The sequence below is a fragment of the Enterococcus aquimarinus genome, from assembly GCF_001885765.1.
Lineage (GTDB): Bacteria > Bacillota > Bacilli > Lactobacillales > Enterococcaceae > Enterococcus_I > Enterococcus_I aquimarinus.
This window is the reverse complement of the sequence record NZ_JXKD01000011.1, coordinates 79967-86939: the sequence shown is the minus strand read 5'-3', so window position 1 is coordinate 86939 and position 6973 is coordinate 79967. Positions and strand designations below refer to the sequence as shown.

The following is a 6973-nucleotide window of genomic DNA, read 5'->3' as shown; positions in this document are numbered from 1 at the left end:
TCCACTGATTTATCATTTTGTACTTCTAATAACGTATCGTCTTCATTGATTGTATCGCCGACTTTAACAAACCATTTTACGATTTCGCCTTCTGCGATTCCTTCACCAATGTCTGGTAATTTAAATTGAAATGCCATGTTTGATATCTCCCTTTCTCGTCCTCGCTACTAGAAGTTTGCGATTTCTCTTACTTTATCTTCAATATCTTTTGCGTTAGGTAACCATGCGCCTTCTGCTTGTCCAAATGGGAATACCGTATCTGGAGCAGCTACACGACCAATTGGTGCTTCTAATGAAAGAATTGAACGTTCCGCAATTTCAGCAGCAACTTGAGCGCCAACACCTGCTTGTTTTTGTGCTTCTTGTACAACAACAACGCGACCTGTTTTTTCAACAGAAGCAATAATTGTTGCGATATCTAAAGGAGCAACCGTACGTAAATCAATGATTTCAACATCAATGTTTTCTTTTTCTAATACTTCAGCTGCTTTGATTGATTCACGAACCATTGCGCCGTAAGTAATGATTGAAACATCTTTACCTTCACGTGTGATTCCTGCTTTATCAAGTGGCACTTCATAAGACTCTTCTGGAACTTCTTCACGGAAAGAGCGGTATAATTTCATGTGCTCTAAGAAGACAACAGGATCGTTACTTCTAATAGAAGCGATTAATAATCCTTTTGCATCATAGGGATTTGATGGAATCACGACACGGATACCAGGAGATTGCGCGATTAAGCCTTCCAAGTTATCTGAGTGTAATTCTGGCGTATGAACGCCTCCACCAAATGGTGAACGGATTGTGATTGGTAATTGACGCGTACCACCCATACGGTAACGTGTACGAGCCATTTGAGCGACAACTTCATCCATTGCTTCAAAGACAAAACCAAAGAATTGTAATTCAGGTACTGGACGGTAACCTTCTAATGCTAAACCAAATGCAAGACCTGCGATTCCTGATTCAGCTAAAGGTGTATCAAATACGCGATCTTCACCAAATTTTTCTTGTAGGCCTTCAGTTGCACGGAAAACTCCTCCGTTTTTACCAACGTCTTCACCGAACATCACTACGTTTTCATCAGCGGCTAACTCACAAGCAAGTGCATCTGTGATTGCTTGAATCATTGTTTTTTGTGCCATGTTTATTTCGACTCCTTCGCTTCAAATATTTCGATTTGCTCTTTAATGCTTTGCGGTTGAACTTCAAACATTGATTTTAAGAAATCTGAAACTTTTTGTTTTGGTTGCTTGTCTGCTTCCGCAATCGCTACTTTGATTTCTTCTTTTGTTTGTTCAATGACTTCGTTCTCTTTTTCTTCATTCCATAAGCCTTTTGCTTCTAAGTAGTTACGGAAACGAATCAATGGATCTTTTGCTACCCACTCATCATCCATGTCTTTTGAACGGTAACGAGTTGGATCATCTCCTGATAACGTATGTGCACCATAACGGTAAGTCATTGCTTCAATTAAAACAGGACCATTTCCTGCGATTGACCAATCACGAGCCATTTTTGTGACAGTATACATTGCAAGTGGATCCATTCCATCTACTTGAATACCAGGAATTCCAGCTGCGACTGCTTTTTGAGCTAATGTAACAGCTGCTGTTTGTTTGTCGCGTGGAGTAGAGATTGCAAAACCGTTATTTTGAATGAAGAAGACTGCGTTGGCTTTATATGCGCCAGCAAAGTTAATTCCTTCATAGAAATCTCCTTGAGAAGAACCACCATCACCTGTATAAGTGAAAGCTACGTTTGGTTTTTTACGCATTTTTAAGCCAAGTGCCACACCTGCCGCTTGCACGTATTGTGCTCCGATAATAATTTGTGGGGGTAGGGCTTTTAAATCTTCTGGGTAGAAGTTACCTGCAGCATGTCCACGTGACCATAGGAATGCTTGCGATAAAGGTAAACCATGTTGAATTAATTGTGGAACATCACGGTAACCTGGTAATAATACATCTTCTTTTTCAAAAGCAAAATGACTTGCTAATTGACTTGCTTCTTGGCCAGCTGTTGGCGCGAAGAATCCTAAACGACCTTGACGGTTTAAGGCTGTTGAACGTTGATCAAGAACGCGAGACCATACCATACGAGTCATTAACTCTACTAATTCTTCATCTGTTAAATCTGGAACTAACGCTTCGTTTACAACGTTCCCATCTTTGTCTAATGCTTGATACATCGGGAAATCCGACTGTACCTTGTCAAGTAACGTTTGGAAGTCAATTGTTTTTTTCTTTGCCATCTTGTCACACTTTCCTCTCTTAAATAAGTTCTTTCTATTGTTAAATTGCAACAGCAGTCTTTTTCTGTACCACTGTTATTATCAATTACATTAATAAACTATCACTTTTATGACAGAAAGACAAGTATTAAGTTTTAATTTAATGCTATTTTTAGGATGAAAATCCTTATTCTGAAAAGATTCATTGGTGAATTCTCTCACATTGTTTTGTGTTCAAATCGTTTTTCATCAAAAAATAATACAGTAATCTTATCAGTAGTAACAGTTTTTCGAATCTTACCATCGATTTGGATGATTTTTTGAATTGTGAATCTCCAAACGATACATTTTTCTATCCATTTTTGAGCACAAATCATATGACAGAACCGTTAAAAAAAGAAACAGTTTCTCTTTGACTATTCAAAGAAACCGTTTCTTTTTCATTTATCTTCTATTTTTGTGACCGTATTTATTTTTATAACCATTCATTTGTTAGACGAATGTAGATTTTTTTGGCCCCTTCTAATGTTATTAGGTAGGCCACGACAATTCCGACAAACCAAATCCAGTAATTATCTGGTAGTTTTGCAAAATCAAACGTCTGACGTAGTGGTGTTAGGATAATTACAAAAGCCACACCAATCGCCGCTAAACTGGAGACGATGACTGGCCAAGAGGCAATACTTTGGATAAAAGGTAGTTTTTTGGTTCGCACCACATGAACCACTAAGATTTGTGTGACTAATCCAATCATAAACCATCCTGCTTGGAAGAGCGCTTGATCGGCGACAGTATTGGCAGAAAAAACGAACCACAAGACGACAAACGTTAAAATATCAAACAGACTACTCACCGGTCCGATACACAGAGTGAATTTCAATAATCCTCCAATTTGCCATTTTACGGGTTTCTCTAATTCTTCTTCATCAACATTGTCCCAAGGTATGGTCAGTTGGGCAATCCCGTAAATTAAGTTTTGAACGAGAAGTTGCATCGAGAGCATCGGTAAAAAGGGTAAAAAAGCACTAGCCGTTAAAATAGAGAAGACATTCCCGAAGTTTGAACTAATGGTAATTTTAATATACTTCATAATATTACTAAAGACGCGGCGACCTTCCACCACTCCATAATCGAGGACATCTAAACTTTTTTCTAATAAAATAATTGAGCTAGCATCTTTGGTAATATCCGCTGCGGTATCAACTGAGATTCCGACATCCGCCATTCTTAACGCCGGCGCATCATTAATCCCATCACCCATGAAACCAACCGTATGCCCTTTACTTTGGATTGCCGCAATAATTCGTGATTTTTGCATCGGATGAAGTTTCGCAAATAAATTCACTTCTTCGGTCACACTCGCTAATTCTTCATTCGACATTTGATCGATATCTGTTCCTAATAAGAAACGTTGCGCATCAATCCCGACATCGCTACAAACTTTTTGCGCCACAATTTCATTGTCGCCGGTCAATACTTTGACATTGACGCCGTGACCTTGTAAAGAATGGATAGCAGTCGCTGCGCTTTTCTTCGCAGGATCTAAAAAGCCCATAAAGCCAATGATTGTCATTTCTTTTTCATCAGCCACGGAATAAACCGCGTCACTATGCGCATCTTTGCGAGTCGCAACGGTCAAAACTCGCATTCCTTGTTCATTTAAACGACGGTTGACTTTACGCATTTGCTGACGTAAATCTTCCGTAATTTCCATCACTTCGCCATTAATGTTAACGTGAGAACAAACAGCTTCCATTTCCTCAACAGCACCTTTGGTAATCATCAACTGGTGCCCATCCGCTTCCATCACAACTGTTAAACGACGACGAGAAAAATCAAACGGAATTTCATCAATTTTCTTTAGTTCATGGTACGGAAGTTGTAAGTTATTTTCTTCAAAATAATTAATGACAGCAATATCCATTAAGTTTTTCCATCCGGTTTGATAAGAAGAATTAAGATAGGCAATATTTAGAACCGCTTCATTCGCTTCACCGAGCGGGTTTAAGTGTTGCACTAATACCACGCGATCTTCTGTAATGGTACCCGTCTTATCCGTACAAAGCACATCCATACTTCCTAGGTTTTGAATCGAAGGAAGTTCTTTGACAATCACTTTTTCTTTCGATAACGTTAACGCCCCTTTTGCCAAGTTACTCGTGACAATCATTGGTAACATTTCAGGCGTTAAACCAACCGCCACGGCGATAGCAAAGAAGAAGGCTTCACTCCAATCACCTTTTGTAAAACCATTTAGTAAAAAGACAACTGGAAATAACACTAAGACCATTCGTAATAAGAGCTTACTGACGCGTACTAACCCATCATCGAAAGTCGTTTTCCCTCTTTTTTTCGTAGCATTTTTAGCAATGTCGCCAAAAAACGTATGTTGTCCTGTTTTTAAAATAATGACTTTTCCCTGACCACTTAAGACGTCAGTTCCCATAAAGACTAAATCTTGCATGTCTAACGCAGAGATTTCGCGCTCATTTTTGTCGATACCTGAATCTACAAATTTTTCAACTGGCATCGATTCACCGGTTAAAGAAGATTGATTGACAAATAAATCATTCGTCCAAATTAAAACCGCATCAGCCGGAATCATATCACCTGTTGCCAGCGAGACGATATCGCCCGGCACGACTTCATCCATCGGTATTTCTTTGACCTCGTTATCTCGAATCACCGCACACGTATTTTCAATTAATTCTTTTAGGGCTTCGCTCGCTTTTTGAGAACGGTAATTTTGAATAAAGCTAATCGTGACACTCGCAAAAATCATCACTGCCATCACAATCGCTGCTTCATAGTCGCGTGCTAAATAAGAAACAACCATTAAGCCGCTTAAAACTAAAACGAACGCATCTTTGAAGGCCGATAAAAAAATGCGCCAAGCAGAACTTGGTTTTTCTGCATCTACTTTATTAGGACCGTACTCTTCTAATCGTTCTTTCGCATCCTCTTGGGTTAACCCTTGCGGAGCAGAGCGTAACTCAGTGTAAAGTTCTCGTTCCGTCAAGAATGCCATTTTCTTTAATTCTTGTTCTTTTGTCTCTGGTTTTTTTAACATGTCCTAGACCTCCTATTGTTTAGTAGGATTCTCTATCTGAGCCTCCTAAAGATTGAGTTGCTCGTTTGATACTCTGGGGACTTGGGTGATCCATTTGTATTTACCGCCTTTCTTGCTGGTGACGAAAAAAACGCACACTCAACAATGAGTATGCGTTCGTTATTCCACCATAGTCATCGTTGAGCTTTAGCACTATAAAGCGTAGATAAGTAAACGATACTTACCAGCTACATTATGGATGACCTTCGCGACCATCCCTGTTCAACCAACTAAGAATCTCTCGATACTTTCGCGGCAGCAGCTTATTTCTTTATAGGAGCCTCACCTAACAATTATTTTATTCACTTCTAACTATAGACGTCCATTTTCTCATTGTCAATGAATAACCATAGAACAACTTGCGTGATTTTTATTTCTCATCCTCCACTCACGTTGAACGTTTCATTTCTTTATAGTGAAAAATAATCAGTAATGGCCGTAATGATATTGGCACTTGCTTGACCATCACCATAAGGATTTTTCGCATGAGCCATTTTTTGATAACAATCTGAATCCGTCAATAATTGCTTCATTTCTCGATAGACGACTTCTTCCGTTGTTCCAATCAATTTTAACGTTCCAGCCGTCACCCCTTCTGGTCTTTCAGTGGTGTCACGTAAAACCAAAACCGGTACACCCAGTGAAGGTGCTTCTTCTTGCACGCCACCAGAATCGCTTAAAATGAAATAACTACGTGCCATTAAATTATGGAAATCAACAACATCTAACGGTTCAATTAATTGGATATTGGCAAAGTTCGCAAATTCTGCTTGTGCTAGTTCACGAACTTGAGGATTTTTGTGCATTGGAAAAACAATGGTGTAATCAGGATGCTCTTTTGCAATGCGTTTGATTGCTGAAAACACCCGTATCATCGGATCCCCAATATTCTCCCGACGATGCATTGTTAACACAATATTTTTATCGTTTGTGATCTCAAATGCGTTGGAAACATACGTGTTTGAAATCGTATATTTCATCGCATCCACTGCGGTATTCCCCGTAACATAAATTTTTTCTGCTGGATGATTTTCGTCTATCAAGTTCTGACGACTAATCGCCGTCGGAGCAAAATAGATGTCGGCTAACACATCCGTCATCTGGCGATTGGCTTCTTCCGGAAATGGTGAATATTTATTCCACGTGCGCAACCCCGCTTCGACATGTCCAATTTTCACTTGTTGATAGAAAGCCGCTAAAGAAGCCGCAAATGTCGTGGTTGTATCCCCGTGAACCAATAATAAATCGGGCTTTTCTTGGCTTAGGATGGGCTGTAAGGCCTGTAATATTTTGGTTGTGATCTCTGTTAAACTTTGATTTGTTGACATAATGTTGATATCGTAATCTGGATGGATATCAAAAATTCGCAGGACTTGATCGAGCATTTCACGATGCTGTCCTGTCACGATGACTTTTGATTCAAATCTCGGATCGGCTTCTAACGCTTTTACTAATGGCGCCATTTTGATTGCTTCCGGTCTTGTGCCGAATACAGAAAATACTTTGAATGCCATTTCATCACTCCTATTCCTCTACTATGTTTAGTATAACAAAGTTTTAACATTTCTCCAGACTAAAAAAACACCACCTCTACCCTAGGATAAAAGTGGTGATCGACTGTTCAATTGATG

At 39.4% G+C, this 6973-nt stretch carries 5 protein-coding genes and 1 riboswitch; all 5 genes read right to left on the bottom strand.

Annotation, left to right across the window (positions count from 1 at the left end; genetic code table 11):
• On the bottom strand, positions 1-137 hold a 137-nt coding region (locus RU93_RS08455; RefSeq protein ID WP_342741503.1), incomplete at its 3' end, for a biotin/lipoyl-containing protein.
• Between the two features lie 30 nt (positions 138-167).
• Positions 168-1145 carry an alpha-ketoacid dehydrogenase subunit beta gene (locus RU93_RS08450; RefSeq protein ID WP_071875177.1) on the bottom strand — a complete coding sequence of 326 codons (978 nt, stop codon included), beginning with the start codon at positions 1143-1145 and terminating at the stop codon, positions 168-170.
• Between the two features lie 2 nt (positions 1146-1147).
• A complete protein-coding gene (pdhA, locus tag RU93_RS08445) occupies positions 1148-2254 on the bottom strand; it encodes a pyruvate dehydrogenase (acetyl-transferring) E1 component subunit alpha (protein ID WP_071875176.1) in 1107 nt (368 codons plus the stop codon).
• A gap of 454 nt (positions 2255-2708) precedes the next feature.
• Entirely contained in the window at positions 2709-5303 is a 2595-nt protein-coding gene (gene mgtA, locus RU93_RS08440) for a magnesium-translocating P-type ATPase (protein WP_071875175.1), read from the bottom strand.
• A gap of 165 nt (positions 5304-5468) precedes the next feature.
• A riboswitch (M-box (ykoK) riboswitch) is annotated at positions 5469-5643 on the bottom strand.
• A 109-nt stretch (positions 5644-5752) separates the two neighbouring features.
• A complete protein-coding gene (gene wecB / locus RU93_RS08435) occupies positions 5753-6856 on the bottom strand; it encodes a non-hydrolyzing UDP-N-acetylglucosamine 2-epimerase (RefSeq protein ID WP_071875174.1) in 1104 nt (367 codons plus the stop codon).
• Positions 6857-6973: the final 117 nt, after the last annotated feature.

Bases quoted from the DNA above. Each gene is read 5' to 3' on its own strand.
- RU93_RS08450 (WP_071875177.1), bottom strand. From the start codon at position 1,145: ATGGCACAAAAAACAATGATTCAAGCAATCACAGATGCACTTGCTTGT.
- pdhA (WP_071875176.1), bottom strand. From the start codon at position 2,254: ATGGCAAAGAAAAAAACAATTGACTTCCAAACGTTACTTGACAAGGTA.
- mgtA (WP_071875175.1), bottom strand. From the start codon at position 5,303: ATGTTAAAAAAACCAGAGACAAAAGAACAAGAATTAAAGAAAATGGCA.
- wecB (WP_071875174.1), bottom strand. From the start codon at position 6,856: ATGGCATTCAAAGTATTTTCTGTATTCGGCACAAGACCGGAAGCAATC.